The organism is Rhodospira trueperi, assembly GCF_900101965.1.
GTDB lineage: Bacteria > Pseudomonadota > Alphaproteobacteria > Rhodospirillales > Rhodospirillaceae > Rhodospira > Rhodospira trueperi.
Genome location: NZ_FNAP01000003.1, coordinates 182,237 through 208,060, shown reverse-complemented (window position 1 = coordinate 208,060; position 25,824 = coordinate 182,237). Strand labels below are relative to the sequence as shown.

At 67.5% G+C, this 25,824-nt stretch carries 14 protein-coding genes and 1 CRISPR repeat array; of the genes, 8 read left to right on the top strand and 6 right to left on the bottom strand.

Going from position 1 to position 25,824, the window contains the following annotated elements:
* Positions 1–18: 18 nt before the first annotated feature.
* From BLS85_RS06005 to BLS85_RS05980, 6 genes are all read left to right on the top strand, one after another.
* Positions 19–1,692, top strand: a complete 1,674-nt coding sequence (locus BLS85_RS06005) for a ribonuclease J (RefSeq protein WP_092783709.1) — start codon at positions 19–21, stop codon at positions 1,690–1,692.
* A 47-nt stretch (positions 1,693–1,739) separates the two neighbouring features.
* A complete protein-coding gene (gene mce / locus BLS85_RS06000) occupies positions 1,740–2,144 on the top strand; it encodes a methylmalonyl-CoA epimerase (protein WP_092783706.1) in 405 nt (134 codons plus the stop codon).
* A gap of 18 nt (positions 2,145–2,162) precedes the next feature.
* Positions 2,163–2,705, top strand: a complete 543-nt coding sequence (locus tag BLS85_RS05995; protein WP_092783703.1) for a DNA-3-methyladenine glycosylase I — start codon at positions 2,163–2,165, stop codon at positions 2,703–2,705.
* Between the two features lie 78 nt (positions 2,706–2,783).
* Positions 2,784–3,524, top strand: coding sequence for a Crp/Fnr family transcriptional regulator (locus BLS85_RS05990; RefSeq protein ID WP_092783700.1), 741 nt, complete (start codon positions 2,784–2,786; stop codon positions 3,522–3,524).
* Between the two features lie 58 nt (positions 3,525–3,582).
* Positions 3,583–3,816 (top strand): YgaP family membrane protein, encoded by a 234-nt coding sequence (locus tag BLS85_RS05985; protein ID WP_245699102.1) that lies wholly within the window; start codon positions 3,583–3,585, stop codon positions 3,814–3,816.
* Positions 3,817–4,029: 213 nt separating this feature from the next.
* Complete coding sequence (locus BLS85_RS05980) at positions 4,030–4,230, top strand: YgaP family membrane protein (RefSeq protein ID WP_092783697.1); 201 nt, start codon at positions 4,030–4,032, stop codon at positions 4,228–4,230.
* A gap of 1,035 nt (positions 4,231–5,265) precedes the next feature.
* Positions 5,266–11,131: direct repeats of the CRISPR family, unit length 36 nt; unit sequence GCTTCAATGAGGCCGGGGCATTACTGCCCCGGAAGG.
* Between the two features lie 231 nt (positions 11,132–11,362).
* On the opposite strand, the gene cas2 is transcribed toward BLS85_RS05980, so the two are convergent.
* The 5 genes from cas2 to BLS85_RS05955 form a co-directional block, all read right to left on the bottom strand.
* The gene (cas2, locus tag BLS85_RS05975; protein ID WP_092783694.1) at positions 11,363–11,665 is read right to left on the bottom strand and encodes a CRISPR-associated endonuclease Cas2; all 303 of its coding nucleotides are present in this window, start codon (positions 11,663–11,665) and stop codon (positions 11,363–11,365) included.
* 13 nt (positions 11,666–11,678) lie between these two features.
* Positions 11,679–13,412 (bottom strand): CRISPR-associated endonuclease Cas4/Cas1, encoded by a 1,734-nt coding sequence (locus BLS85_RS05970; protein WP_092783691.1) that lies wholly within the window; start codon positions 13,410–13,412, stop codon positions 11,679–11,681.
* A 290-nt stretch (positions 13,413–13,702) separates the two neighbouring features.
* Entirely contained in the window at positions 13,703–16,294 is a 2,592-nt protein-coding gene (locus BLS85_RS05965) for a transporter substrate-binding domain-containing protein (protein ID WP_092783688.1), read from the bottom strand.
* 730 nt (positions 16,295–17,024) lie between these two features.
* On the bottom strand, positions 17,025–17,213 hold the full coding sequence (locus tag BLS85_RS05960) for a DUF2065 domain-containing protein (protein ID WP_245699101.1): 189 nt from the start codon (positions 17,211–17,213) through the stop codon (positions 17,025–17,027).
* Between the two features lie 94 nt (positions 17,214–17,307).
* Positions 17,308–17,673: an ArsR/SmtB family transcription factor gene (locus tag BLS85_RS05955; RefSeq protein ID WP_425438468.1), complete on the bottom strand. Its 366-nt coding sequence runs from the start codon at positions 17,671–17,673 to the stop codon at positions 17,308–17,310.
* An 88-nt stretch (positions 17,674–17,761) separates the two neighbouring features.
* On the opposite strand from BLS85_RS05955, the gene BLS85_RS05950 reads away from it, so the two are divergent.
* A complete protein-coding gene (locus BLS85_RS05950) occupies positions 17,762–18,820 on the top strand; it encodes an efflux RND transporter periplasmic adaptor subunit (RefSeq protein WP_245699100.1) in 1,059 nt (352 codons plus the stop codon).
* Positions 18,820–22,059 (top strand): efflux RND transporter permease subunit, encoded by a 3,240-nt coding sequence (locus tag BLS85_RS05945; protein ID WP_092783682.1) that lies wholly within the window; start codon positions 18,820–18,822, stop codon positions 22,057–22,059. Before BLS85_RS05950 ends, BLS85_RS05945 begins: the two co-directional genes overlap by 1 nt.
* 601 nt (positions 22,060–22,660) lie before the next feature.
* On the opposite strand, the gene addB is transcribed toward BLS85_RS05945, so the two are convergent.
* Complete coding sequence (addB, locus tag BLS85_RS05940; RefSeq protein ID WP_092783679.1) at positions 22,661–25,777, bottom strand: double-strand break repair protein AddB; 3,117 nt, start codon at positions 25,775–25,777, stop codon at positions 22,661–22,663.
* Positions 25,778–25,824 lie beyond the last annotated feature (47 nt).

Genomic DNA, 25,824 nt, shown 5'->3' with positions numbered 1-25,824 from the left:
TAAAAGAAAGGACGCATCATGACAGACTCGCCCGGCACAGGCGTGCCGGACGGCGTGGTCTTCTTGCCTTTGGGCGGCACCGGGGAAATCGGCATGAACCTCAATCTCTACGGGATTGGGGGGCGGTGGCTGATGGTGGACCTGGGCATCACCTTCGGCAACGAGACCACGCCGGGTATCGATGTGTTGATGCCCGATCCCGCGTTCATCGAGGATCAGTTGGACGCCCTGGACGGCATCGTCATCACGCACGCCCATGAGGATCACCTGGGGGCGGTGACATACCTGTGGCCCTGGCTGCGCAAGCCGGTGTACGCCTCGCCCTTCGCCGCCGCCTTCCTGCGCGTCAAGCTGGAGGAGGAGGGCCTGCTGGGTCAGGTGCCGGTGCACGAGGTGCCGGTCGGCTCGCGGTTTCAGGTGGGCTCGTTCGATGTGGAGTTCATCGGCACCACCCACTCCATTCCCGAGCCCAACGCGGTCGCCATCCGTACGCCGGCGGGCATCGTCCTGCACACCGCCGACTGGAAGTTCGATCCCGGACCGCTGATCGGACCGGAGGCCGACACCGAGGCGCTACGCCGTCTCGGGGACGAGGGTGTGCTGGCCATGGTCGGCGACAGCACGAACATCTTCTCCCCGGGTCATTCGGGGTCGGAAGCCGACGTGCGCCAGGCCCTGATCGAGACGGTCGGGCGCAACACCACCGGCCAAGTGGTGGTGGCCTGCTTCGCCTCCAACGTGGCGCGGATGGAAAGCGCGGCCATCGCCGCGCGCGAGAACGGCCGCCGGGCGGTCCTGGTCGGCCGCTCGCTGTGGCGCATGAACGAGACCGCCCGCGGCTGCGGCTATCTGGAGGATATCCCGGCGTTCCTGGGCGATGACGAGGCCGCCGCCCTGCCCCGGGACAAGGTGCTCTACATCTGTACCGGTAGCCAGGGCGAGCCAAGGGCCGCCTTGCCGCGAATCGCCTCCGGCAGTCACCGCTCCGTCAGCCTGGGCGAGGGCGACACGGTGATCTTCTCCTCGCGGGTGATCCCCGGCAACGAGCGGGCCATCTACGCCCTGCAGAACAAGCTGGCCGGGAACGGGGTGGAGATCATCACCGCCCGCGACGCGCCGGTGCATGTCTCCGGCCATCCGGCCCGGGGCGAGGTGGAAGAGATGTACGGCCTCGTGCGTCCGCGCGTGGCGGTGCCGGTCCACGGCGAGGCCATGCACCTGCGCGAGCACGCCCGCGTCGCCCGCGCCTGTGGGGCCGGGCATGCCATCGTGATTCAGGACGGCGACGTGCTGCGCCTGGACGGCGCGACGCCGAAGGTGGTCGATCAGGTTCACACCGGCCTTCTGGCCCTGGACGGCGACCGTCTGGTCCCCATCTCAAGTCAGATGCTGCGGGATCGGCGCCGCATGATGACAAATGGGGTGGCCACGGTGACGCTGGTGATCAACGGCAAGGGCGGGCTGGCCGCCGAGCCGATGGTCAGCGCGCGCGGGCTGCTCGATCCCGAGGAGGACGGCGAGGACATCGACGCGCTGGTCGGCCAGATCCGCGCGGCTGTGGACCGCCTGGACCGCAGGGCGCTGGACGACGACGAGCGGGTGGTGGACAGCGCCCGGCGGGTCGTCGGGCGGTTCTTCCGGGGCAGCCAGAACCGGCGGCCGGTGACGGACATCCATGTGGTGCGGGTGTGATCCCGACCGGCCATACGGAATGACAATCAGGACAGGAGCCAGAAAACATGATCGGACGGTTGAATCACGTGGCCATTGCGGTTCCCGACCTGGAGGCGGCCACCGCCAACTATCGCGGGACCCTGGGCGCCAAGGTTTCCGACCCGGTGCCGCAGCCGGACCACGGCGTGACCGTGGTGTTCATCGAACTGCCGAACACCAAGATCGAACTGTTGCATCCGCTGGGCGACAAGTCCCCGATCCAGGCTTTCCTCGACAAGAATCCGTCGGGCGGCATCCATCACGTCTGCTATGAGGTTGAGGACATCATGGCGGCCCGCGACACCCTGAAGGCCGAGGGCAAGCGGGTGCTGGGCGACGGCGATCCCAAGATCGGTGCCCACGGCAAGCCGGTGCTGTTCCTGCATCCCAAGGACTTCACGGGCACGCTGGTGGAACTGGAGCAGGCGTGAGGTGAAGGGGGGCGCGGCGTGAGCTGGTACTGCGACGTGGCCCCCGGGCACCCCTGGCACGGCCCTTATCACGACACCGAGTACGGCTTTCCCGCCACCGACGAGACCGTGCTGTTCGAACGGTTGTGCCTGGAGATCTTCCAGGCCGGGCTGTCGTGGCTGCTGATCCTGAAAAAGCGCGAGGCCCTGAATGCGGCGTTCGCGCGTTTCGATGTGGACCGTGTGGCCGCCTTCGACGACGCCGACAAGGCGCGCCTGCTGGCCGATGCCGGCATCATCCGCAATCGGCGCAAGATCGACGCCGTAATCGAGAACGCCCGGCGGGTCCAGGCGCTGCGCGTCTCGCACGGCGGTTTCGCCGCCTGGATCGACGCTCACCACCCGCGTGACCTGGATGCCTGGGTGCGCTTGTTCAAGACGACGTTCAAGTTCGCCGGTCCCGAGGTGGTCAACGAGTTCCTGATGAGCATCGACATCCTGCCCGGCGCCCACCGCGCGGACTGTCCGGTCGCGGCCCGCATCGCGGCGTGCGCGCCCGTGTGGGGGACGTCGTCCCGCTGACCCGGGCGGACTCCACCGTGCGAACCTGCGCGCCCCCTCTTCACATCCCGACCGCCCGACGGCACACTCGGGAGCATCATGCCGACCGCGCCCGACGATTCGCCCCTGATCGACCGCCTGCTGTCCGGCTTCGCTCCCCTGGGCGGGCTGGAGACGGAGGCGCGCCGCCTGCTCGACCGCAGCGTGCGCCAGGTCACCCTGCCGGCCGGGGCCGTGGTGTTCCGCGACGGCGACTCCTGTCAGGCCTATACGCTGGTGCTGGACGGGTGCGTGCGGGTGCAGAAGGTCTCGGAAAGCGGGCGCCAGATCGTGCTGTACCGGGTGGAGCCTGGGCAAACCTGCGTGTTGACCACCAACGCCCTGATGACCGAACTGCCCTATGCCGCCGAGGGCGTGACCGAGTCCGAGGTCAGGGCCGCCGTGCTGCCATCGGGCGTGTTCCAGGCCATGCTGGACACCTCTACCGTGTTCCGCCGCTTCGTTTTTTCCGCCTACGCGGCGCGCATCTCCGACCTGCTGCTGCTGATCGACGAGGTGGCCTTCGGGCGAATAGACGCAAGGCTTGCGCACCTTCTCTTGACCCGGGCGGATAACGGCGGAATTGTGTTGGCGACTCATCTGGACTTGGCGATGGAGTTGGGTTCGGCGCGGGAGGTCATCAGCCGCCAGCTCAAGGACTTCGAACGCCGGAACTGGGTCATCGCGACGCGCGGTCAGGTCAGGGTGACCGATGCGGCGGCCCTGGGGCGACTCCGTGGCCGCGACCAAGGGTCGGACGGTCGCGACGGTGGAGGAGTTCGGATGGGAGACACACCGTAAGAAGCCGGGCGCGGTGGTTGCATGCCCCACTCGCCCCAACGCTGAAGAGGAGCGTGAGATGTTTGGAAACCTGGTGAACGTGGAAAAGAATGTGGGCTATTTTGAGAGCCTTGCCCGTATCGGCGGTGGCATCCTGCTGATCTCGATGGCCGCGTTTTACGGCGATGGCAAGGGCGACTGGATTGGCTGGATCGGTCTCGTCCCGCTGTTTTCCGGGGTGATCGGGTACTGCCCGGTGTACAAGCTGATGGGGATCAATACCTGCGGTTCGGACGACGGCAAGAAGAAGTAAGCGTGGTCCGATCATCCGACTCCGTCTGGCCCCCGGCGACTCCGTTGCCGGGGGTCTGAGGTTTCGGGCGCGCCCCAAAAAAATGTCCTGGATGTTTCTGTGACTAAGTTACGGACCTGGTGGGAGCCTCGCTGTATTCCTTCCGGCACCGAGGGCGTCCCGGCGGGACGCGCACCCTCGCCCCGAAAGCATGCCTTCAAGGAGATCCTGACCATGAACTTCACCAAGAATGTCGGCGGCATCGACCGTATCCTGCGCATCGTCGTCGGTGCCGCGCTGATCGCCGGAATGTTTCTGTTCCCGTCCGTCCTGAACCCCTGGGGCATCATCGGCGTCGTGCCGCTGGCCACCGGTCTGCTGCGCTGGTGCCCGGTGTACCTGCCGCTCGGTATCAAGACCTGCGAAAAGGACTGAGCCGGGTCTCGGTTCTGATCCCTCTCCCCCCTACCCGGTCCGTGTGGCCCCACCCCGGCGCGTTCGTCGCCGGGGTCTTTTTTTTGTTCTTCGACGTTTCATGTGGAAACGAAGACGTGGATGGGGAGGTGGATCATGGCCGCGACGGTCGTGGCGCAGGAAATGGGTCATCCGAAATCCGGATGATCCGGTCGCTTCCGCCGGCAACATGTTCGGTTGTGGCGGAGGGCACCGCCCCGTGAGCAACCGGAAACAGGGGCAACGGTTTGGACCGATGACATGGGTAACTCTGTTTCCCACCGGTGACCGCCTGAACCCGGGGCTGGATCGCGATCCAGACCCGGGTTTTTCCAGGCCGGCCGGCCCCTCAGGGGCCCCAGCTCGATCGGGCCATCCTTCACGAGCCAGAACAGCCCCAGCGGTTCGCCGACCAGCACCTCACTGACAAACAGCGTCTGGCCGCGCCACTTGATTTCTCCGGTGCCGCGAACTCTGCGGACCAGGGCGTCCGACGGAAACGCCCGAGACCGCAAAACCCGGTCAAAGGCCCTGAGCGACGGCCGGTCGACCGAGGCCGATGGTTTCCGTCCGTCCCAAGGCCTCGTGCGGTCGCTCTTCGTTGAACGCGGTCTCGAACGCCCGCGAACCGTCCCATCTGCTCCCGCAGGCTGCGCGCCGGCGGCGAGGCGGTGTTCTGGAGCAGCGTCAGGTGCATCCGCTCATGCCGGCCATTCTGCCACGGTTTGCGCGGCGCGATCCGCTCCGGCCGCACCCCCGCCTTGATCAGGCGCACCGCCAAGTGCGACAGCCTCGCCACGCGCCGGCCCGCGAACGGAGGGCCGTTGTCGCTGCGCAGCGATCCTGCCGGGCCCGGACCCCGCCCCCCAATTCCACTTCAAACGCCGAAGAGGTTTTTCTGTTGAGCGCGCAACGACCTTCGGCGGGCTGATGCCCGCCTCGGGTTGCGCGCGGGAGGCCGGGGCATGACGGCCCCGGAAGGGGGGCCGGCCGGCCGTACGCCAGCACCGTCTGTGTGCTTCAATGAGGCCGGGGCATGACTGCCCCGGAAGGCTTCTCGATGACATCGAGAGCGGCGGGGTCGAGGGCATGCTTCAATGAGGCCGGGGCATGACTGCCCCGGAAGGACGCCGCGCTGCACGCGTGGGAGGCCGGGTATTTTTCCGCTTCAATGAGGCCGGGGCATGACTGCCCCGGAAGGCCATGATCAGTTCCCCGCGTATCGGTCAATGAGGGATTGCTTCAATGAGGCCGGGGCATTACTGCCCCGGAAGGAGACCGGCGGCGGGCCGGTGGACCTGGAGACTGAGTACGCTTCAATGAGGCCGGGGCATTACTGCCCCGGAAGGCCGTCCGATGGGTGGTCATCGGCGGAGTGGCCTACGGGTTGGCGCTTCAATGAGGCCGGGGCATTACTGCCCCGGAAGGCAGCGATACGAATTTTGCGCGCGGATTTTGAAAATGAGCTTCAATGAGGCCGGGGCATTACTGCCCCGGAAGGCTTTTGGGCAGCTGCTGTCATTTTCTGCTCTTCTGCCTGCTTCAATGAGGCCGGGGCATTACTGCCCCGGAAGGAGAAGCCTGGATTACGGTTGGGCGGTATGGTGAAGGGGGCTTCAATGAGGCCGGGGCATTACTGCCCCGGAAGGGGTGCCGCTTCGTCGTTGACCCCTCGTTCAAGACACGGCTTCAATGAGGCCGGGGCATTACTGCCCCGGAAGGCCGGCGCGGCGAATACCGTTGTTGCCCGCAGCCGTCGGCTTCAATGAGGCCGGGGCATTACTGCCCCGGAAGGCACGCAGGGCCGAGCGCTGACGTATATCGCCGCGCCGAGGCTTCAATGAGGCCGGGGCATTACTGCCCCGGAAGGTGGTCCAGCTCTTCCTGGTTCACGCCACTCACCAACACGGAGCTTCAATGAGGCCGGGGCATTACTGCCCCGGAAGGCCCGGGCCGCTTGTCGACCGGCCGGACGGGGCGCGGCCGCTTCAATGAGGCCGGGGCATTACTGCCCCGGAAGGGGCGAGGCGATGGGCAAGGGCCTGGACCGCGAGGCGGGGCTTCAATGAGGCCGGGGCATTACTGCCCCGGAAGGGTCGCTGGCGCTGGCGCGGGCGTCGGCAGATATACGGCGGCTTCAATGAGGCCGGGGCATTACTGCCCCGGAAGGAACGCCTCCGCCATCGCGCCGGTGCCGCCAAACGCATGCTTCAATGAGGCCGGGGCATTACTGCCCCGGAAGGCGGCCTTGGGATCCAGACCTTCGGCGCCCGCCTGCGTCAGGCTTCAATGAGGCCGGGGCATTACTGCCCCGGAAGGGACGGTCATGGGTCGAGCACCTCCAGGTCACCGGAGGCGCTTCAATGAGGCCGGGGCATTACTGCCCCGGAAGGACTATGGCTGGGAGCAGCGCACCTGGAACACGCCCCGCGCTTCAATGAGGCCGGGGCATTACTGCCCCGGAAGGCTTTTAACAAACTTTTGAACACTCGTTGGCTCGACACGCTTCAATGAGGCCGGGGCATTACTGCCCCGGAAGGGTGTGAGCCGCTGTTGGGGCCGGTGGATTTGACGCGGGTGCTTCAATGAGGCCGGGGCATTACTGCCCCGGAAGGCCAGGGTATCGGCCGCGCTCAGTTCGTAAGTCACCCGGGCTTCAATGAGGCCGGGGCATTACTGCCCCGGAAGGATCATTACGTCCGGGAAAGAATTTGAAAGGATAGAGAAGCTTCAATGAGGCCGGGGCATTACTGCCCCGGAAGGCGCACCGCGCGGAAAGGTGATGTCCCAGGAGGAAATCCGCTTCAATGAGGCCGGGGCATTACTGCCCCGGAAGGGTCCGGATTGATCAGCGTCAGCGCCTCGTGATAGTCGCTTCAATGAGGCCGGGGCATTACTGCCCCGGAAGGCAGGCCGGGGCCGGTGAACTGGGGCGCCGGCAGGCGGCCGCTTCAATGAGGCCGGGGCATTACTGCCCCGGAAGGGCCATGGATACCCAGACGTTGTAACCAACATAAGCTCAGCTTCAATGAGGCCGGGGCATTACTGCCCCGGAAGGAGGCGGCGCGTGCCCTCCGGGTTCGGCCCCATCACCTCGCTTCAATGAGGCCGGGGCATTACTGCCCCGGAAGGCACCCAAAAGCCCGTCGAGTGCATGGCCCGGCCGATCCGGCTTCAATGAGGCCGGGGCATTACTGCCCCGGAAGGCACCCATCGGCCCTGCCCCCTTCCACCCACGCGACGCTTCAATGAGGCCGGGGCATTACTGCCCCGGAAGGGGGCCTCCGGGTGCCAGAAATCGGACATGGAGTTAAGCTTCAATGAGGCCGGGGCATTACTGCCCCGGAAGGGTTCCGGCCCGAACGCGAGCCGATCCGCCACCGCGATCTGGCTTCAATGAGGCCGGGGCATTACTGCCCCGGAAGGGATCCACAAAAGGGAACATCCCAAGGATGAGCGAAAAGCTTCAATGAGGCCGGGGCATTACTGCCCCGGAAGGGACTGGCAAAAGCCAAGCTACGTCGCCCGCTTGCGCCGGCTTCAATGAGGCCGGGGCATTACTGCCCCGGAAGGGTAGCCCATTTCCGAGACCACCTCGGCGCGGCTCTTGGCTTCAATGAGGCCGGGGCATGACTGCCCCGGAAAGGCGGACCTGGCGCGCCAGGCTTTCGGGCGTGACCAGGTGCTTCAATGAGGCCGGGGCATGACTGCCCCGGAAAGGGGAATGTCCACCGGACTGTTGCAGAACCCCCAGCGCGCTTCAATGAGGCCGGGGCATGACTGCCCCGGAAAGCCCGTGGGAGCGGGACAAGTTCCCGAGTGCGCCGCTGCTTCAATGAGGCCGGGGCATGACTGCCCCGGAAAGCATGACGTTCATGTGATTTGGATACATCCTGCTTATAGCTTCAATGAGGCCGGGGCATGACTGCCCCGGAAAGTTTATAAAAAACAACCAACATATAATCCACAAGGCATTGCTTCAATGAGGCCGGGGCATGACTGCCCCGGAAAGGGCGCAAGGAAGCTCAAGAGCTTGATGCCGCCGCAGCGGCTTCAATGAGGCCGGGGCATGACTGCCCCGGAAAGCGAACGCGGACAAAAACGGCAGCAACATCCCGATGCCGCTTCAATGAGGCCGGGGCATGACTGCCCCGGAAAGGTTCATGACGTCCGGCGTTTCGTCGCGGCACTGGCGGTAGCTTCAATGAGGCCGGGGCATGACTGCCCCGGAAAGAGCCGGATCAATCAAGAGACCGGCGGTCGACCTCACGGCGGCTTCAATGAGGCCGGGGCATGACTGCCCCGGAAAGAACTCTGAAACCGCCATGGCCACGGTGCGCCAAATGGGCGCTTCAATGAGGCCGGGGCATGACTGCCCCGGAAAGGCGACCGTCTCGGCGGATCGGCTTTGGGATTTCGCCCAGCTTCAATGAGGCCGGGGCATGACTGCCCCGGAAAGTGATCCTGGCGTTCGCGGGGCCCAAGGCGACGGCGGTGCTTCAATGAGGCCGGGGCATGACTGCCCCGGAAAGCGGACGCGCCGCGCGTCACCCTGTTGGTCGATGAGATGCTTCAATGAGGCCGGGGCATTACTGCCCCGGAAGGGCCGCCGAACAGGCGTGGGACAACAAGGACGCCATCGCGCTTCAATGAGGCCGGGGCATTACTGCCCCGGAAGGACACGGGCCTCAAGGAAGAGGCAGGGCGATTCACCCTCGCTTCAATGAGGCCGGGGCATTACTGCCCCGGAAGGAAACGAACTTCAGCGCGCCACACGTCTTCAATGTCCCCATGCTTCAATGAGGCCGGGGCATTACTGCCCCGGAAGGCAATTGTCAATTGCGCGACGGCCGGTCTATACAACGGCGCTTCAATGAGGCCGGGGCATTACTGCCCCGGAAGGTCCATTTCGGCCGCAATGACCGTCGTCCCCGATCCCAGGCTTCAATGAGGCCGGGGCATTACTGCCCCGGAAGGCATTTCCAGAGCACCAACCGCTGCCAATCCATGAGCGCTTCAATGAGGCCGGGGCATTACTGCCCCGGAAGGGTCATCAATTTCTAATTCGCCTTCCTGCACCAACCTGAGCTTCAATGAGGCCGGGGCATTACTGCCCCGGAAGGAACAGCAGGTCACGCATCCACAGTTGCCGCAACTCGGCTTCAATGAGGCCGGGGCATTACTGCCCCGGAAGGACAAGCGGCCCGGGACTCGGCGTACACCGCTCGGATCGCCTGCTTCAATGAGGCCGGGGCATTACTGCCCCGGAAGGGCGTAGCCGCGCCCGTCGTCACCACGGAACCGATCCTGGCTTCAATGAGGCCGGGGCATTACTGCCCCGGAAGGCGTTCAGCTTCGCGCGGATGCCGTCCGGGATTTCACGGCTTCAATGAGGCCGGGGCATTACTGCCCCGGAAGGGGCAAGAGCGACTGGTTGCGCAAGGGCGCTCTCGCAGCTTCAATGAGGCCGGGGCATTACTGCCCCGGAAGGACGGTTGTGCGCTCCAGTGTATGAGGGCTACCACTCGTGCTTCAATGAGGCCGGGGCATTACTGCCCCGGAAGGACCGGCTTTTGAGGGCGGCCACCGCGTCTACGCGGGGGCTTCAATGAGGCCGGGGCATTACTGCCCCGGAAGGATTTTCCCGGTGCGCCACGCTCAGGCGTCCGGTCGCGCTTCAATGAGGCCGGGGCATTACTGCCCCGGAAGGCTCCGTCGCTTCCGTCGCCATAGGCCGCCAACTCCTGCTTCAATGAGGCCGGGGCATTACTGCCCCGGAAGGCCCGTCAGGGGCGGGGCGGCGGGCGGGAGTATCCCGTGCTTCAATGAGGCCGGGGCATTACTGCCCCGGAAGGCATTCCGGTGTGCGCGATGTGGCGGCGGGGCTGATCGGCTTCAATGAGGCCGGGGCATTACTGCCCCGGAAGGAGAGCAATCTGTATGGGCAGGACCACTGGCACGTCTGGGCTTCAATGAGGCCGGGGCATTACTGCCCCGGAAGGTGGACGACGCGAACCTTCAGGCGCGCGAAAAGCTCGCTTCAATGAGGCCGGGGCATTACTGCCCCGGAAGGGGGGGCAGCGGTGATGCCGGTCTCGCTTCCCGCCCCGCTTCAATGAGGCCGGGGCATTACTGCCCCGGAAGGCATGTTGCGTCCGCTGAACGGCCGGGTTGGTCTCGCGCTTGCTTCAATGAGGCCGGGGCATTACTGCCCCGGAAGGGGCCGGACCAATGACTGAACCCCTGGACCTGGAGCCGATGCTTCAATGAGGCCGGGGCATTACTGCCCCGGAAGGTCTGCGCGGACCTGTTCGGCGACAACCGCGTGCTGCAAGCTTCAATGAGGCCGGGGCATTACTGCCCCGGAAGGGCGCCGGCCTCGGCGACGTGCTACGGCGACGCGGCCGCTTCAATGAGGCCGGGGCATTACTGCCCCGGAAGGGCGACAGACTGAACGCCGTTCTTGTGCAGCTTGTCGAGCTTCAATGAGGCCGGGGCATTACTGCCCCGGAAGGCTCCCGCACGTTTGCCGGGGGCGACAATTTGGCGTGGGGCTTCAATGAGGCCGGGGCATTACTGCCCCGGAAGGCGAACGAAATTCTCGACGACATGGTGTTCGCCGAGGGGCTTCAATGAGGCCGGGGCATTACTGCCCCGGAAGGCCTGTTCCGTTCAAAGGGGCTTATGAGGAGCAAGAGCTGCTTCAATGAGGCCGGGGCATTACTGCCCCGGAAGGGGTTCTGATCCTGCTTTGAATGCGTCGTTTGTTGCCAGGCTTCAATGAGGCCGGGGCATTACTGCCCCGGAAGGTACCCAAGAAAGTCAGGGGAATACCCGCCAATGGCCGGCTTCAATGAGGCCGGGGCATTACTGCCCCGGAAGGGTCCCGACTGTAACCGGCGGCTCTGGTTGGGATTTTAGCACCGTTTTCGAGCGCTCGCCAGAGCGCCGAGTCGATTCGGGTTCCACGGTGCTTAGGGGCGTCACCGCGCGCCTGTTACTGCTTTGTTTTACAATGTCAAAAAGCGTTTGCGAGCGCTCCGCGAGTCGCGCGCGCCGCACCAGCGCTCGCACAAGCACGGCGGTCGAGTCACAAACCGAACCATCGAAAAGCCTACACAATAATCGGCGTGCGCTCCACCACGGCGACGGTCTTTCCCAGGCTTTCCATCCGCGGCTTGACCGCGTCCGCCGGCCCCAGGTCGAGGATCAGCACATGGTCGGCGCCGGTCTCGATGATCTCGGCCAGGGCGCCGCGCACCTGCACCAGCCGCTTGCGCGACAGCCGGCACTGGAAGACGGACAACTGGAGCCATTCCCCGTAGCCGTTCATCACTTTCCACACCTGGCGCCAGCGCTTCTGGTCGGCGATGTCATAGGTGATGATGTACAGGTGTTCGTCTGTTGGTGCTGCCACGGGCGCGGCCTCCTTATCGTGGCGTGACCCAGGGGAAGGCGTCGATCTCGCCCTGAAGATGACGGCACAACAGCCGGGCCTGCACCTCGATCAGGCGGCGGTAGCTGATCTGGTAGCCGAACACGGGATGGGTCAGCTCTTGTTCCAGGCGGCGTTCGAAGGCGGCGATCAGGGCCTTGCGGGCCCCCTGGGTCATGGAGCAGCCCCCGGCCGCGATGACGAAATCGCCGGGCGCGACCTCGCCGTTGTTGATCACGGTCAGCACGGCGGAGTCCGCGATCAGCGGGCGGTCGGGCTCCATCATGTCCAGGGCCAGTGCCGGGCGACCGTGGCGGACGGTGTGATAGAAGCCTCGGTACGGATCCAGCCCGACCCCGGACAGAGCCACATGCCAGGTTCGCACCAGCAGGGCATAGGCGAACGACAGCAGGGCGTTGACCGGATCGGCCGGCGGGCGCCGGTTGCGGGTGCGGAAGTCGAAGGCGGGCGGCCCGTCCTCGCGCAGCATCATGGGGAAGGCGCCGAAGTAGGCGGCCGCGGCCGCGCCCTCGATGCCCAGCAGGGTGGCGGCGTCGGGGGCCTTTTCGGCCTCGGCGGTCATGCGTTTCAGGGCGCGTAGGGGTTCGGCGACGGCCTCCGGCGGATGGCTGTCGCGGCGGTTGCGGCGTAGAAGGGTGCGAGCGTTGCGGGCCTTCGCCGCGACGAGCCCGCGCGCGAACCGCAACGACCAGCCGGCATCGAAGGCGCAGCGGAATTGCGCCTCGCGCGCCGCCACGGTGCGGTGGCCCAGGCCCACCGTGTGGCCCAGGAACCAGCCACCGTAACTGTGCCAGGAGACAGGAATCTCGCGGCGCATCAGCTCGTGCAGGGCCGGCGCCGTCACCGAAACGTTGCCGAACAGCACGACCTGGGAGATCTCGGTCAGGCGGGCCTTGACCGGCGGGGCGTCGTCGATGCTGACCTGAAGCTGATCACCGGTCTTGCCAAGCTTGCCGTGACCGGCCTGGACCACCAGCGGCAGCGCGTCGGGCCGGGCGGCGGCCAGCGGGCGCGGCGCCGGCATGGTGCCGTGGGCGTGGCCGACCTCGTCGGGCAGGCAGATACCGACCAGGGCGCAGCGCGGACACTTCGGGCTGTCCACCAGGGGCGGCGGCGGGCGCGTCTGGGCGGCGGCAAGGCGCAGGCCGTGAACGGCGTGCAACGCGGCCTGGCGCAGGGCCTCGTCGAAGGGGATGCGCACGCGCTCTCGGCTGGCGCGGTAGTACAGAAAGCCCTCGTCGCAACGGTAGCCGTGCTCCTCCAGCAGCAGCCCCTGCAGGCAGACCTGCACCCGCTCCGGATCGTAGGCGCCCAAAGCGGTGTGGGGGCGCTTGCCACGTTTCGTGTCCACGGGGCTGACGCGGCCGCCGTCGCCCTCGACCAGATCCAGCACGCCGGTGATGCCCAGGCGCTCCGACGTCAGGGCCACGGAGCGGGCGTGGATGTCCTCGGTATCCTCCTCCGCCGGCGGGGTCTCGGGCAGGTGGCCCCCGCCGGCATCGACGCGCCTGTGAACCTGCCGGCCTTCCTCCGTGTCGGCGCTGTCGGCCCAGGCGCTGTCCACCCACATCAGCCACGCCAGACGCGGGCAATAGACATATTCGTTCACCATCCGCACCGGGACCAGCGCCGCGCCCTCCGGAACCGGCGGGGGCGGTAACGGAAGCTCGGGTTCGCGGTCTTCGGCGGCGGCGGGGCGGTCGGTCATGGCGTCGTGCTATGGCATGGGGCCGGACAAGCGGCAAACACGCCCGCCCTGCAATCCCGCCGGATCACCTCTTTCGCGTCAGCATCGCGGACTCCAAGGACGGCGGCGTCCATCGGCATGCGGCGGGCCATGCCGTGCGCTGCGACCCACCTCCGCCCGCGCGACTGATGCGGGCATTGGCATTGAAGAGTCTCGCGTCATCCTCAGGCACGGCAGCCTGCAACGCAAGGGCGGAATGGCGTTTGTGAGCGGCCCTGGATTGTATCGCGGGACTGCGCGGTCGGCCGGTGTCATTCCGCCGGCGCAAGCGGCAGGCGGACCCGAATGGTCGTCCGGCCGGGGTCGCTGGCATCGAGCGCGATGGTGCCGCCCTGGGCCCGCACCATCATGCGGGCGGAATAGGTCCCCAGGCCGGTGCCGCCCGTCTTGCCAGCGGTGACGTACTTCTCGAAAAAGCGATCACGGATGACCTCCGGCACGGCGCCGGGATTGGTGATGCGAATGACCGCCTCGCCGCCGTCGGGCGCGGCTGCGATGTCCACGGTTTGCCCACTGTCGGGGAGGGCTTCCAGGGCGTTGCGGATCAGGTTCGAAAACAGCGTCCTGCAGAGCCAAACGTCCCCGAGAACCCGTGTGTCCGGTGCGACGGTCAGGTGAATCCCGGTCTTGCGCTGGTCCATCAGGTGCCGAATTTCCTCCGTCACCTCATGAAGCACGGTGTCCAGGTCCAGCGGGGTCGGTTCCGGGGTGAACGCGCCGCTTTCGATGCGGGACAAGGTCATCGAGGTGTCCAGCATGGTCAGTTCCCAACGGTTGGCCCGCTCCATCATGTCAAGCGTTCGGCGTTGGTCCTCGGACAACGCGTCGCTCATCCGCAGCAGTTCGATACCGGACCGCATGGCGGTGATCGGGCTGCGCATATCGTGACGGATGATGCGTTCGATGTCCTCGCGCAGGGCCTCGGCACGCTTCACGTCGGAGATGTCGTCAACGACCAGAACGAGGCGCATGGGCTGGTCGCCGGCGCGGGCCACGATCGAGGCCGTCGTCTGCACCCACACCTCAGGTCCATCCGATCGGGTGAAATGCGTTTCGGAGGTGTGGGTGCCCGATTCATCGGTGACGAGTTGCCCAAGGTGCCGCGGGTCGGTCGCGATTCCCAGTTCCGGGCAGAGGTCGGCGACGGAGGCGGACGCGACGGTGCTTTCCGGCACGCCGAGAATCGCGGCGAAGCGCGCGTTGGCCTTTGCGATCCGTCCGGAGGGGACGTCGACCAGCGCGATGCCGACCCCGGCATGCTGGACAGTGGCCGCAAACCACCGTTCGCGCTCCACAAGCTGGCGCACCAGCGGATTGCCGATGCTGACGAAGCCGGCGGCCCCCAGCACGATGACCAGAAAGCCGATGGCGCCGGCGGTCAGGCCGGCCTCGATGAAGGGGGCCCGGATTTCGGCGATGTCCTCTTTGGCCACCATGCCCAGGTCGAGGCTCGGCACGTGCCCGTAAGCCGCCAGAACGGTGACGCCGCGATAGTCCTGGCCGATCATGGTTCCGGAACGGCCCGTCAGGGCCTCGCGCATCGGCTCCGCCAAACCGGAGTCAAGGGGCACCGGGGCCGGTTCGTACCGGTCCCAGGCTTTCTGTCGCAGGATGAAGGCGATCTGGTCGCCGTCGCGGCGGGCCAGCGTGAATTCCCCGACCCCCTGGTGGCGTCCCAGGGCCTCCTTGATCTGGCGGAGGGTCGCGGCGGCGGCTCCACCGGGGTAATCCGTGCCGTATTCGGTATCGAACGCCGCGACCGATTCGAACAACTCGACCTGCATCGACACCAACTCGACCAGCCGTTCCCGGTGTCGTTCAAAGGCGACTTGGTACAACAGCACCAGCGCAATGCCGACCATCGCGGCGATCGACACCGCCAGGATGGTGGTAAGCACGAGGCCCCGCTGGCGCAGGCGTCGTCGCAGGGTATACCCGTCGATCTCCGAAATCGTGAGTTGAGGTGACGCTCCTTTTGATCGTCCGGTCAGGAAGACGAGGACGACGACGACGGCCGATACGGCGAGGGCGGCCGCCCACGCCTTCGTTGCGAGGGACAGCGCGGGAGTTCCCGGACGTCCCCAGGCCGTCTGCAACGCGGCATGCTCGGACGATCCGATGAAGGCCGCAATGGCGGCGTTCAGGGGCGGGAGCAGATCCGGACGGTCCTTGCTGACCGCGACGGCCCGCTGCACGGTGACCAACGGGGTTTCAAGAATGCGGACCTGATCGGAAACGCGCACCTGCTCGGTGAGATCGGTGACCAGGGGCCGGGGCAGCGCGAACGCATCGATCTCGCCCAGCAGCAGGGCATCCAACACTTCCCGGGCCGTGGAGTAGGTCCTGAGGTTCACTTCCTCGCGGGAGGACAGAAGGGAGGCCGCCACGTTGGTGCGCATGGTTCCGACGGCGTGCCCGGCAAGGTCATCCGGCGTGACCATGGCATCGTCCCCGGCGCGCTGCACCACGACCACGTCGAACTGCTCGATGGGGGTCGTGAAGGTCGCGAACGCGGCCCGACGGGCCGATATTCCCATGTTGGGAACCACATCGGCGGCCCCGGTCTCCAGGGCGGCATGCACGTCCGACCACGTTTCATGGGGCTGATAAACGACGTGGAGGCCGGCGCGGCGGGCAATGGCGTTGAAGACGTCCACCGCGTATCCGCCCGGCTCACCATCGTTGCCAAGGGTGTAGTACGGCGGAAACTGCGTGGGAACGGCGGCGACGACCGGGGCGCCGGTCGGCGTGGTGTCCGCCACAGCCAGCGTCGAGGCCTGACAGCCCCCCACAATCATCAACGCGAAGAACGCATGGCGAAGAAAACGTGCGGCGCCGGTCATCGCTTTCGATCAGACTGTTGAAAAGGCTGGCCAACCCCGGTCGTGTCCCGACAGACCGGGTAGCCGGACCTTTTGGCAACACTTCGACAATACCGGATCGGCCGGCATCCCGCCATTCCGAATGGCATCGTTGCGCTGGGCGCCCAGGTCCGACACTCACCAAAAAAACCCCGGAAACCGAACGGCTTCCGGGGCAAGTGGAACAGGGAGGTTTCACGTCTGGGAGACGTCGGGAACCTGTCCGGGACAGGACCCGCACCGGGCGCACCCGATGACCCTTTGCGCCGTCGGCACCGGCCTGTCGAACAGGCGGCACCACTTGACGCCAAGACCAGGGTCCGAGGATCACCTCGTACCAAACTCACCACTGATACTTACGGACGCGGGTCTGTCAGGACCACAGCCGTTTTTGTATGGTGTCCATGCGATTCTCTCATGGCTGGGCCCGGCCCATCCCGAATACGCGGGAAAACAAAAGCCCCGGCGCGCGAGAAGCGGCCGGGGCAAGTCGAACAGGGAGGTTCACATCACAAAGGAGACATCCGAAACCCGCCCGCAGGCGCATCCCGGAAAAGAAAACGACGAAGATGCGGAGACCATCAGGCTCAGCATCACACTTCGCGCCGAACGGGAAAAGACTATCAGGCCTGCCCGCTCCACCACCAACTCCTTATCAGCAGATGTGCCTTGAAAGCCGCGCATGCCTTGTCCCGGCCGGTGGCGCTCTCCCTCATCCGCGCGCCAGCCAGACCACGAAAACCCCCAGGGCGATGGTCAGAACACCACTGATGCGCAGTTGTGCATCGGGCATGTCCAGGGCTGCGCGGATCAGGGCCTTCATCGGCGCGGCCAGAAGGGCATACAACAGGCCCTCGATCACGAGGACGAGACCGAGGGCCGTTCCGATATCCTGCATCATGGGGGGCTCGCGGAGGCTGTGGTTGAAACGGTGGGGGCCAAGGTCAAGTGTGCCAGATCCCGGCAGAACCACAATCGGCCGTCTGTCCGCTCCCTCACCCGCCGCCCTTGGGCGCCGTTTCGCCGGGCGCTTCGGGTGGCCCGCCGCGCATCAGTCCGTCCGGCCCCGCCCCGCCGGGACAATACAGCGCGGCCAGGGTCTCGATCACGGCCAGGACGTCCGTGCTGGCCAGCCGATAGTGGATGTGTTGCGCGGCCCTTCGGGTGGCCACCAGCCCGTCGCGGCGCAGGCGGGCCAGATGCTGCGACAGCGCCGACTGTCCCAGACCCACCTTGGTCTCCAGTTCGCCAACGGTCTTCTCGCCGTCCACCAGGGAGCAAAGAATAAGCAGCCGCCGGTCATTGCCCAGCGCCTTCAGCAGGGCGGCGGCCCGCGCCGTGTGTTCGTGCAGGCGATCCACGTTCACATTCATGTTGCATAAATTAGCACGTGCTAATATGCTGTCAACACGAAATCGACCAATTTGTGCCTGTTCCGGGAGGTCCGCCATGCCGCCGTCGCGCCACAGCCTCTTCGCCCTTGCCGGGCTTGTCGTCATGCTGACCCTGGCCGGCATGCCACCGCTCAGGGCCGACTCCCTGACGGTCGAACCCCAGCGCATCGCCGACCGCAAGGCGGTTTTCGCCACCGTGGAGAGCGTGGACGTGCTGGCCGCGCGGGTGCGCCTGGGTGGGACCGTGCATGAGTTGACGGTGGATGAGGGTGACGCGGTCGCGGGCGGCCAGCGCGTCGCCCTGGTGGTGGACGACAAGCTGGCGCCCCGGATGCAGGCCCTGGACTCCCAGCTCGAGGCCCAGCGCGCCACGGTCGATCAGGCCGACACCGATTTGCGCCGCGCCGAACAGCTTCGCGCCCAGGGGGTGGCGCCGCAGAGCCGCCTGGATGCCGCCCGCACGGCCATGGAAGTGGCGGAACGCCAGCTTGACTCGCTGCAATCCGAAATGGAGGTGCTGCGCCAGCAGGTCTCGGAAGGCGACGTGCTGAGCCCGGCCGCCGGGCGCGTCCTGGACGTGATGGTCTCCGAGGGCAGCGTCGTCATGCCCGGCGAGGCGCTCGCCCGCGTGGCCACGGAACGCTATGTGCTGCGTCTGCGTCTGCCGGAGCGTCATGCGCGGTTCATCAAGGTCGGCGATGGCGTCCGCGTGGGACCGCGCGGATTGGACCCGGACGCGTCCGATGCCGCCGACACGGACTGGCGCGACGGCACCGTGACCAAGGTCTATCCCGAACTGGAGAACGGCCGTGTCATCGCCGATGTCGAGGTCGAGGGCCTGGGCGGGTACTTCGTCGGTGAACGCGCCCTGGTGGACATCGTCACCGGCGTGCGCACCGCCTTTGTCGTGCCGCCCGATTATCTCAGCACCCGCTTCGGTGTCACCAGCGCCTGCCTTGAGGGCAAGCGCGTGGTGGTGGTGCAGACCGGCGCGCCGGTGCCGGGCGGGGTGGAGGTGCTGTCCGGCCTGCGCCCCGGGGATGTGCTGATGCCGGTGGCGTGCGGCGCCATCGAGGCCGCTGCTTCGCATGACGCCGGGGAGGGCGCGCACTGATGAAACTGGGTGTTTCCGGTCACCTGACCCAATCCTTCATCGGCTCGCCGCTGACGCCGCTGTTGCTGCTGGCCGCCCTTGTCGTCGGCGTGCTGGCCCTGTTCGCGGTGCCGCGTGAGGAAGAGCCCCAGATCTCGGTGCCGATGGTGGACATCGTGGTCCAGGCCGACGGCCTGAAGGCCGTGGACGCCGTCGAACTGGTCACCAAGCCCCTGGAGGACATCGTCAAGGGCATCGACGATGTCGATCACGTCTACAGCCAGACCGTGGACGACCATGTGACCGTCACCGCTCGCTTCAACGTGGGCACCGACGAGGACGTGGCCATGCTGCGCGTCCACGAGACCATCCGCGCCAACCTGAGCCAAATCCCGCTGGGCATTCCGGAACCTCTGATCGTCGGGCGCGGCATCAACGACGTGCCCATTGTCGTGCTGACCCTGTCGCCCGAACCCGAGGTTGCCGACCGCTGGACCGATGCCGGCCTCCATGCGGTGGCCGAGGAATTGCTGGTCGAGCTCATCAAGGTTAGGGACGTCGGCCTGACCTTTCTGGTCGGGGGGCGTCCGGACCAGATCCGTGTCGAGCCCGACCCGGAAAAGCTCGCCCTATACGGCATTCCGCTGAACCGCTTGGTGGAGAAACTGGAGAACGCCAACCGCGCCTTCCGCCTGGGCCGGCTGCGCGAGGCCGGCGCCAGCGTGCCTGTGGTGGCCGGCCAGACGCTCCAGGGCGTGGCCGACATCGGCGACCTGCTCCTGACCAGCCACGACGGCCGGCCGGTCTACGTCAAGGACGTGGCCAGCGTGGTTGTCGGCACCGAGCCGCTGGACCACCGCGTCTGGCGCATCGCCCCGGCCGCCGAAGGCGAGGACGATTCCATCGCCGCAACACCCGCCGTCTCCATCGCCCTGGCCAAGCGCAAGGGCGCCAATGCGGTGGTGGTGGCCGACACCATCCTGGAGCGGCTGGAGGGCCTTCAGGGCCGCCTGATCCCCGAGGGTGTCCGGGTCGAAGTCACGCGGAACTACGGCGAGACGGCGCTGGAGAAGTCCAACGAACTGCTGTTTCACCTGGGACTGGCCACCGTCTCCATCGTTCTGCTGATTACCCTGGCCATCGGCTGGCGCGAGGGCATCGTGGTTGCCCTGGTGATCCCCACCACCATCCTGCTCACCCTCTTCGCCGCTTGGATGATGGGCTACACCATCAACCGGGTCAGTCTGTTCGCACTCATCTTCTCCATCGGCATCCTGGTGGACGACGCCATCGTGGTGGTGGAGAACATCGCCCGGCACTGGGCCATGAAGGACGACCGGTCGGTGGTCCGCAAGGCCATCGAGGGCGTGGCCGAGGTCGGCAACCCGACCATCGTCGCCACCCTGACCATCGTCGCGGCACTGCTGCCGATGATGTTCGTCTCCGGCCTGATGGGGCCGTACATGAGCCCCATTCCGGCCAACGCGTCGGCGGCCATGATCTTCTCGTTCTTCGTCGCCGTGATCCTGACGCCCTGGCTGCTGCTGAAGGTGGCCGGCAAGCGGGCCGCGCGCATGGCCGGATCGGACGGACACGGAAAGGAAGGCCCCATGGGCCGGTTCTACCGGGGTGTGGCTACCCCGGTGCTGAAGAGCCGCTGGCGGGCCTGGGCCTTCCTGCTGACGGTCGGCGTGGCGACCCTCGTCGCCTGCCTGCCGTTCTATACGACGGATGTGACGGTCAAGCTGCTGCCCTTCGACAACAAGAGCGAGCTTCAGGTGGTGCTGACCCTGCCTGAGGACGCCACCCTGGAGGACACCGAGCGCACGCTGATGGATGCGGCGCGGCGGCTGGCCGACCTGCCCGAACTGACGTCGATGCAGTTGCACGCGGGCACGGCGGCGCCGTTCAACTTCAACGGCTTGGTGCGGCACTCTTATCTGCGGGAGGCGCCCAATCTGGGGGACCTGCAGGTCAATCTGACGGCCAAGCACCACCGCGACCGCGCCAGCCACGCCATCGCCCTGGACGCGCGCGAACGCCTCGCCGGCATGGACCTGCCCGAGGGCGCCGCCCTGTCGGTGGTCGAGGTGCCGCCGGGGCCGCCAGTGCTGGCCACCCTGCTGGCCGAGATCTACGGCCCGGACGAGGAGACCCGGCGCGCGGTGGCGCGGGAAGTGAAGGGCATCTTCAGCGATGTCGATTTCATCGTTGATGTGGACGATTCCTGGGGCGATCCGGCCGAGCGCCTGCGCATCGCCATCGACCAGCAGGCGCTGGAGTACCACGGCGTGGAGGAGGAGGCGGTCTACGACACCATCGCCGCCCTGCTCGGCGGGGTCAGTGTCGGCTACTCGCATCGTGGCAACGGCATCGACCCCATCGAGATCGCCGTGCGCCTGCCCAAGGCCGGCCTGACCCCGGGCGAGCGTTTGCTTACGACGCCGGTCCCCGGCGCCGACGGGTTCGTCGAACTGGGCGACGTCGTGACCCTGTCCCGAGAGCCCGCGTCGCACACCCTGTTCCGCCGCGACGGCCACTTCGCCGACATGGTGATGGGCGAACTGGCCGGCCGCTTCGAGGCGCCGATCTACGGCATGCTGGAGGTCCAGGACCGGGTGAAGGCCCACGACTGGGCGGGCCTGGGCCTGCCCGAACCGGGGATCCGCCTGCACGGCCAGCCGGACAGCACGGCCGAGCCCACGCTGTTGTGGGACGGCGAATGGGAGATCACCTACGTCACCTTCCGCGACATGGGGGCGGCGTTCGGCGTCGCCATCCTGGGCATCTACCTTCTGGTGGTCGCGCAGTTCGGCTCGTTCAAGGCGCCGCTGGTGATCCTGACTCCGGTGCCGTTGACCCTGATCGGCATCGTGTTCGGGCACTGGCTGTTCAACGCCCCGTTCACCGCCACGTCGATGATCGGCTTCATCGCGCTGGCCGGCATCATCGTCAGGAACTCCATCCTGCTGGTGGACTTCATCAAGCAGCGCCAGCCGAGCGCATCGTGCCTGCGCGAGGTTCTGCTGGACGCCGGCGCCATCCGCTTCAAGCCGATCCTGCTGACCGCACTGGCGGCGATGATCGGCGGGGCGTTCATCCTGGCCGACCCGATCTTTCAGGGGTTGGCGCTGTCGCTGGTGTTCGGGCTGGCGTCCAGCACCGCGCTGACGCTGCTCGTGATCCCGGCGATCTACGTGGCGCTCAGGGATGACGGCAAGGCGTTCCCGGCGCGTCCGTCGAACGGGATATCCGCGTAGGTTGGGGTGAGCGGAGCGAACCCCAACACCGCTCGACTCTATTGGCCGCATCCGTTGGGGTTCGGAGCGTTGCCCCTCACCCCAACCTATGGGACGTCGGTCGTCGCGGCCGACTGAATCGAACGGATGTCGTGTGACCGCCTATGTAGCGCTGCGGGATGACGGTAAGGCGTTTCCGGCGCGTCCGTCGAACGGGATATCCGCGTAGGTTGGGGTGAGCGGAGCGAACCCCAACACCGCTCGACTCTATTGGCCGCATCCGTTGGGGTTCGGAGCGTTGCCCCTTACCCCAACCTACGGGACGTCGGTCGTCGCGGCCGACTGAATCGAACGGATGTCGTGTGACCGCCTATGTAGCGCTGCGGGATGACGGTAAGGCGTTTCCGGCGCGTCCGTCGAACGGGATATCCGCGTAGGTTGGGGTGAGCGGAGCGAACCCCAACACCGTCTGGATCTGTGGGCCGCATCCGTTGGGGTTCGGAGCGTTGCCCCTCACCCCAACCTACGGGACGTCGGTCGTCGCGGCCGACTGAATCGAACGGATGTCGTGTGACCGCGCGGGCGGGTCAACGAAAGGCGCGCGACCAAGCGTCGGTTGGCGTCATCCCTCCCCCTCCTCGTCGCCGGCGGTGGACCATTCCGGCACGCGGGCGAGGTGCTCGTAGTCGGAGTAGCGCGGCGCCTTGTCGGGCACCGGACGGGCGGGATAGGGCGTCTCCGGCCGAGCGTAAAGGTTGACCAGGGCCACCAGTCCGGCCAGTGCTTCCGCCGCCAGGGCCGGCGGGTCGTCGGCGACCGCGCGCACCTCGCCGCCCTGGTCGCGCGCGCCGCGCAGACGCCAGTATTCCAGCCCGGTCACCGGCCCGGCCGGCACGTCCGGAAAAGCGCCGGCGGCCAGCATGGCCGCCTCCAGCGGCAGTTGCGGGGCATAGCCGGCGGCGACCTCGGTCTTACGCGGCGGCTGACCGGTCTTGTGATCCACCACCACGAGGGAACCGTCCCTGTACGCCTCCACCCGGTCGGCGCGCCCGGTCAGGGTGAACGGCCGGGTCACGCCTTCCAGCGCCATCTCGCCCTTGACCTCAACATGAACCCGGCGCAGCGCCGCCGCCCGCGCGCGCTCCTGGGCGGCGACCCAGGTCACCGTGCGGTCGAAGCGCGGCCACCAAAAGGCGGCCACCGCCGCGTCGGCCATGCCTTCGGCGAAGACATCGCGACCGATCTCGATCAACGCGCCCTCGACATCGTCGGGCAATGTGCCCGGATGGGCGAGCCGAAAACGTTCCAGTGCCGCATGAACCAGCTCGCCGTAGTCGCTGGCGCCGAGCGGGCGGTCCAGCGCCTCCAGCGCCTCCAGCCCCAGGACGTATTGGGCATAGATGCCGTAGGGATCGCGCCGCCAGGTTTCGATGCGGGTGACGGACAGGCGATCCGGCCGCGCGTCAACCGGCGGGGCGGGGGCGGGTGGCGGCGCGGGCTCCACCGCCTCCACCGCCCGCAGCCGTGCCGCCCAGTCCAGCCAGGGCGCGCGCGTCGCATCGGTCCAGGCTTCGGCCAGCCCGGTGGCGGTCGTGGCCGCATCGAGCCGCAGCAGCCAGCGGGACGGCACCGTCGGCGTGCCCTCGACTCGCTCCGCCCGGGTCAGGGCCACCCGCGGCGCCCCCATGGCCTGGGCGAAGTCATGCGCCGACAGGCCGACGCGCTGTTCCGGCGGCGGCAGGCCGAAGTCCGCCTGCATGGGCCGGCTCATCCACGGATCGGCCTCGACGGCCGGCGGCCATGTGCCCTCGTTCAGCCCGCCCAGGATCATCAGGTCGGCGTGCCACGCCCGCGCCTCCAGTGGCCCCAGGATGGACAGGCGCGGATGTCCGCCCTGGGGCGGCCGCACGGCGCGGCCGGTCATCAGGGCGTCGAACAGTCCGGGATAGTGGCGCGGCTCAAGATCCGGCAGACCGTCGGCGGCCTCGGCCAGTTCGGCGGCGAAGGCGGCGGCGGCCTCGCCCGCCGTCTCCGCCCACAGACGCAGTGGGCCGGCCGTCGTGCGTGTCGCGGCCAGCGCCTCGGCGGCCTCCATATGGGTCTCGACCAGCGCGCGGAGCGGCAGCGCCGGTCCCTCCATCATGGCCAGGAACGCGCCCACCTGCCTTTCCAGCCGGTCGAGCAGACGCATCAGGCCGCCATCCACCGGCACGCCGCGCGCCCGCGCCACCCGACGCAGACCGTCGAAGCCCGCCGGCGGACGCGGGCCGCGCAGCACGCGCCGTTCCAGGGCGCGCACGTCGGCGCGGAAGCGGCCCACGTCCAGGCCGCCACCCGCCAGGGGATGACGCAGCAGGTCGAGCAGGGGCCCCGGTGCCAGCCCCTCCGCCGCCGCCACCGCCAACAGGCGCAGGAACGCGCCGGGCGGCGTGACCGCCAGCGGCCGGCCCGCCGAATCGTCCACGGTCAAGCCCCAGCGCTCCAGCAGGGCCGCCACCCGCCGCGCCAGATCGCGGTCGGGCGTGACCAGCGCGGCGGTGCGGCCCGGCGTCTCCAGCGCCTCGCGCATCATCAGGGCGATGGCCTCGGCCTCCTCGCGCGGGCCGGGGGCGGTCACCCGCTCGACCCCGGCCAGCGCCGACGGCGGCAGGGCAGGGGCCGCGCGCCACGCGTCGGTGGTCTCGGCCGGGCGCAGGGCCTCTGACACGAGGCGCAGGCGGGACTCCCTCTCCTGGACAGGGGAGGGTTGGGGTGGGGGTGATGCGGAAGAGGCCAAGCGGCTGTTGTCCGCTTCTGCCCCCTCCCAGCCTCCCCCCTCCGGGGGGAGGAGTCCGGTTTGCGGCGGTGCGTTGGAATTGTTTAGAACGTGCGAAAGAGGCGAGGGCCAGTCGGGCACGTCCCGGCGCGCCACCCCCAGCTTTCCAAGCAACTCCCGAAGCCCGTACTGGGGATGGGTGGGGTCCAGCGCCGCCCAACTGTCGTCGTCCAGATCGCGGTCGAGCCCAGGCAGCACCACCTCACCCTGGGGCAGGTCGGCCACCACCGCCAACAGGTCCGCCGTGGCGGGAATGGACCCGGTCGAGCCGGCGGCGATCACCGGCCCGTCCGGTGGCGCGCCCCGCCAGCGTTCGGCCCGGGCGGTCATCAGCCGGTCCCGCCGCGCCGCCGGGTCCAGGGCGCCCTCCTCTTCCAGAACGGCGGGCCAGACCTCGAACAGCACGCGCAGAAACTCGACGGTAATGCCCCAGTGCGCGGCGTAGCGCTCCGGCACCAGGGCCACCAAGCGGTCGAAGGACAGCCGGTTGGTCTGTACCCGGTCCAGCAGCGCGGCCAGATCGCGGGCCAGATGGGCGGCCATCTCCGGCGTCGGCGGACGGCCGTCCGGCCCCAGCGGCCGTGCCTGGATCAGCCGGGCCAACAGAAGCCGGCGGCGCAGGTCCGGCACGGCCGGCGGCAGGTCGGCCGGCGTCTCACCTTTCAGAGGGGCGCCGGCGAGGGCCAGGTCGTCCTCGTCCACGTCACCCAGCGGCATCATGCGCGGCAACAGCAACGCCCGCCCCTCGCTGCGCCTCAGGAAGGCCTCGCGCAAGGTACGGCAGGCCCGGCGTGTCGGCAGCAGGACGATGACATCGGCCAGCGTCAGCGGATCGTCCGCGTGACGCGCCAGCAGTCCGGCGGCCAGCACGTCCACGAACGGACGCGTCGGGGCGATGGTGAAGACGCGCGGCAAGGCGGGCATGGTTTATGTCTACCACCGGTGTCGGCAGGGCACGGCCGAGCGGAAAG

Coding starts and splice junctions, on each gene's coding strand:
- BLS85_RS06005 (WP_092783709.1), top strand. CDS start 19: ATGACAGACTCGCCCGGCACAGGCGTGCCGGACGGCGTGGTCTTCTTG.
- mce (WP_092783706.1), top strand. CDS start 1,740: ATGATCGGACGGTTGAATCACGTGGCCATTGCGGTTCCCGACCTGGAG.
- BLS85_RS05990 (WP_092783700.1), top strand. CDS start 2,784: ATGCCGACCGCGCCCGACGATTCGCCCCTGATCGACCGCCTGCTGTCC.
- BLS85_RS05985 (WP_245699102.1), top strand. CDS start 3,583: ATGTTTGGAAACCTGGTGAACGTGGAAAAGAATGTGGGCTATTTTGAG.
- BLS85_RS05980 (WP_092783697.1), top strand. CDS start 4,030: ATGAACTTCACCAAGAATGTCGGCGGCATCGACCGTATCCTGCGCATC.
- BLS85_RS05970 (WP_092783691.1), bottom strand. CDS start 13,412: ATGACCGACCGCCCCGCCGCCGCCGAAGACCGCGAACCCGAGCTTCCG.
- BLS85_RS05965 (WP_092783688.1), bottom strand. CDS start 16,294: ATGACCGGCGCCGCACGTTTTCTTCGCCATGCGTTCTTCGCGTTGATG.
- BLS85_RS05960 (WP_245699101.1), bottom strand. CDS start 17,213: ATGATGCAGGATATCGGAACGGCCCTCGGTCTCGTCCTCGTGATCGAG.
- BLS85_RS05950 (WP_245699100.1), top strand. CDS start 17,762: ATGCCGCCGTCGCGCCACAGCCTCTTCGCCCTTGCCGGGCTTGTCGTC.
- BLS85_RS05945 (WP_092783682.1), top strand. CDS start 18,820: ATGAAACTGGGTGTTTCCGGTCACCTGACCCAATCCTTCATCGGCTCG.
- addB (WP_092783679.1), bottom strand. CDS start 25,777: ATGCCCGCCTTGCCGCGCGTCTTCACCATCGCCCCGACGCGTCCGTTC.